The organism is Arcicella sp. GW458-12-2-14-TSB2 (genome assembly GCF_059423785.1).
Genome location: NZ_JBWKYN010000289.1, coordinates 1 through 3,905 on the forward strand (window position 1 = coordinate 1; position 3,905 = coordinate 3,905).

Consider the following 3,905-nt stretch of genomic DNA (forward strand, 5'->3'; position numbering starts at 1 on the left):
GCTTATTAGCGCCTGCGCTAATAAGCTTTTTAAGTTTTGTTTATAAATTTTCATTTTATTTTTTTTAGCATAAAAAAAATAGCCTTCAAAACTAATTTTGAAGGCTATTATAAAGTAGTTAATTGACAGTTGTTATAAAAGTAATTTTCATTTACTCTTCACTGCCTATTTTTGCAATTTCCTTATCTAAAACAAATTTACCCGTAGCACTTTCTACTTCAATTAATTCAAATAATTCTAATGCACGACGAGCATTTTTCTCTTCTTCACGTTGTTCTTTTACAAACCACATCATAAAATTTTCGGTAGCATAATCATTTACTTCACGACATTTAGCAATAATTCTATTAATAGAATTAGTTACTGCTATTTCGCCTTGTAAAGCCATTTCAAATACTTGCTTAATTGAAATATATTCTTGAGCAACTTCTTCAAGTGTTGGTGTAATAGCTGTACCTCCAACCTCATTAATATATTTGAAAATTTTCAAAAAGTGGGTTCTTTCTTCCTCAGCTTGTGCATATAAATACTCTCCCGCTTTCTCAAAACCGTTTCTATCCAACCACGAGGCCATTGCCAAGTATTTTTGAGAAGCTTCTGCTTCCATTTTGCATTGTGCGTTCAACACTATTTCTATTTCCTCTTTGAGCGAAGTACGGAGACGAATTAAATCTTTCATATCAATATAGTTATGTGATTCCTTATTTTTTTAACAATATTACGACGAATTATAACCAGATGTTATCATCAGGTTCAAAACTTACCGAAATATAGAATTAGTCTAAAAAATCATACCAGTTCCACCGTTCCTAAAACCTCATAAAGCATTGAATTGAGGTCTAAACTGAACTTTGTGCCATCTAGTAAATCACGCAATTGAATGATTTCGCAGAGTGTTAGTTGAGAAGAGAAGTTATTTTTGGGAGACTGAATTAACTCAAAGTCATAATCATCTGATAAGTTAAATATCATCTCGTGAATGTCTACACTATGTACTTTTCTACGAAAAGTAAGAAAGTCACTCACTTTAAATCCAGTTAGAGTATCATTGAATTTAATATAAATTCTATCCGTCAAATCGCACTGCCAAGTGATTCCTTTCTGGTTTTTATACAATTCATTTAATTGATTCTCTGACATTTTCATCTGATAATACTATTGTTACTTCAATGTTTATGGAACAAATTTAGCAAGCAAAAAATAAATTTCAAAACATTATTTGAAATAAGTCTAAATAAGTTTTAATATTTTTATTCTTTTGGCTTTTATAGTTTGATGTAGGCTAATATTTAGCTACTTCTTATTAATTCACGTTAAGTCTTCCCCTCAGAATATTACCATCTTTGTATCTACGATAAGAGTGGTCAATCCGATTTCAAATTTTATGAAAAAAATATATTGTTATTTCTCACTATCAATTCTTTTGATAGCCAACTTTACTTTATTGGGACAATCGTATACCCCAGAAAAAAACGATAAGCGATTCAAAATAAAACCAGTAGCCAACTTAAAGGCTTATGCATTTAATATTAAAGATGTAACACTTTTAGAAGGTAGTCCTTTTAAAAATGCTATGGATAAAGATGCTGCTTATTTGTTGACAGTAGAGCCTAATCGTTTGCTACATCGCTTTTATCTAAATGCCAATTTGCCTACTAAGGGAGCCGTATATGGAGGTTGGGAAAGCGAAGGACTTTCTGGTCATACTTTGGGGCATTATCTTTCTGCTTGTGCCATGATGTATGCCTCTACAGGCAATATTGAGTTTAAAAAGCGAACTGACTATATTGTAACAGAACTTGCAAAATGCCAGAAAGCAAGAAAGACAGGGTACGTAGGTGCCATTCCAAAAGAAGATACGCTGTTTGCAAAAGTTGCTCGTGGTGAAATAAAATCAAGTGGTTTCGACTTAAACGGTGGATGGAGCCCTTGGTACACTGTTCATAAAGTAATGGCTGGATTAGTAGATGCCTACCTATATTGTAATAACCAACAAGCCCTCGCTGTAGTAACTAGCATGGCTGATTGGACTGCAAAAACAGTTAATCCGCTTTCACCTGAGTTATTACAAAAAATGTTGAAATGCGAATACGGAGGAATGAGTGATGTATTGGCGAATATTTATGCTATTACAGGGAATAAGAAGTATTTAGATGTATCGTACAAATTCTATGATGATTTTGTCATGGTGCCTTTGTCCAAAAAAATAGACCCGATGGCGGGTAAACATTCCAATACTAATGTGCCAAAAGCCATTGGCAGTGCTCGCCAATATGAATTGACAGGTAACGAGTCTGATAAAACCATTGCTTCTTTCTTTTGGGATATTATGGTACACAACCATAGTTATGTAATTGGCGGAAATAGTAATTATGAATATTGCACCGAACCTCATAAATTAAACGACCATCTAAGCGATAATACTTGCGAAACGTGTAATACCTATAATATGCTAAAGCTAACAAGACATTTGTTTTGTTGGCAACCTAATAGTGAACTAGGAGATTATTACGAAAGAGCGTTATACAATCATATCTTAGCATCTCAAAATCCAGAGAATGGGATGATGTGCTATTTTGTGCCTTTGAGAATGGGTACTAAAAAAGAATTTAGCGAGCCTTTCAATACTTTTACTTGTTGTGTAGGTAGTGGAATGGAAAATCACGCCAAATACACAGAAAGCATTTATTATGAAGGAGCTGACGGAAGTTTATTTATCAATTTATTTATTCCTTCTATACTTAAATGGCAAGCAAAGGGCATTACCATTACTCAAAATACCCAATACCCTACTAGCGAAAGCACCTCTTTAACTATTCAAACAAAAGCACCAAAGGCTTTTGCATTACGCCTACGTTCGCCTTGGTGGGCAACAAAAGGAGTACAAATAAAAATCAATGGGGAAGTACAAAGAGTTGAAAAAGAAGAGTCGGGATATTTAGTTATCAACAGAACTTGGAAGAATAATGACAAAATAGAGCTTAATTTTCCGATGTCACTCTATACAGAAAGTATGCCCGATAATGCTAATCGTATTGCTTTTTTATATGGCCCTTTGGTATTGGCAGGACAATTAGGGAAAGAATTGCCCGACCCCATTTATGGAACGCCAGTTTTGTTGACAGACGATAAAAATATTAACAATTGGCTAAAACCTGTAGCCAATCAACCTTTGACATTCAAGATAGAGCAGGTAGGTAAGCCTTTTGATGCTACATTAATTCCATTCTATCAGACTTACCAGCAACATTATAGTGTTTACTGGGACTATTTTACGAAAGCAGATTGGCAAAATAGGCAAACGGAATATGAAGCAGAGAAAAAACGTCAACAGCAAATTGAAGCAATGACGATTGATGAATTCAGAATTGGAGAAATGCAACCCGAACGTGACCATCAATTAAAAGCCAGTGAACAATCTTATACGGACATTGCCTTAGGAAAAACAGGCAGAGAAGTTAGAGCAGGTGGATTCTTTTCTTTTCAGATGAAAGTAAATGCTACCATAGAAAACAGCCTTTTGTTAACCTACTTAGGCGACGATAAGGGCAGACTTTTTGATATAGTTATCGACGGAACAAAAATTGCCACTCAAGAATTAAAAGGAGGAACTACTGGAAAATTCTTTGATGTAGTATATCCAATTCCTACAGCGCTAATCCAAGGAAAAAGTACCATTGAAGTGAAAATATTAGCCAACGCAGGAAGAACCGCTGGCAGAGTATTCGGCTGTAGGATTATTAAAGCAGAGAAATAAAGTAAGGTAGAGATTATGAGGTTTTATCATTGCTCTTTCTCTAAGATTACAATGTATTAGCCTCAAACTGAGCAATTATCATTTTAATAGGTTAATATCAATCTATATTTGATTAAAAATGGTAATTTTTGCACACTATTTTATTAAT

The 3,905-nt window shown here is 34.1% G+C and carries 3 protein-coding genes; 1 reads left to right on the forward strand and 2 read right to left on the reverse strand.

Features of this window, described 5'->3' with window-relative positions; all coding sequences use genetic code 11:
* Window positions 1–151 precede the first annotated feature (151 nt).
* Both AC07XN_RS23665 and AC07XN_RS23670 read right to left on the reverse strand, forming a co-directional pair.
* A complete protein-coding gene (locus AC07XN_RS23665; RefSeq protein ID WP_309917471.1) occupies window positions 152–679 on the reverse strand; it encodes a ferritin in 528 nt (175 codons plus the stop codon).
* Between the two features lie 110 nt (window positions 680–789).
* Window positions 790–1,140 carry a hypothetical protein gene (locus AC07XN_RS23670; RefSeq protein WP_309917474.1) on the reverse strand — a complete coding sequence of 117 codons (351 nt, stop codon included), beginning with the start codon at window positions 1,138–1,140 and terminating at the stop codon, window positions 790–792.
* 244 nt (window positions 1,141–1,384) lie between these two features.
* On the opposite strand from AC07XN_RS23670, the gene AC07XN_RS23675 reads away from it, so the two are divergent.
* A complete protein-coding gene (locus AC07XN_RS23675; protein ID WP_494744839.1) occupies window positions 1,385–3,757 on the forward strand; it encodes a beta-L-arabinofuranosidase domain-containing protein in 2,373 nt (790 codons plus the stop codon).
* Window positions 3,758–3,905 lie beyond the last annotated feature (148 nt).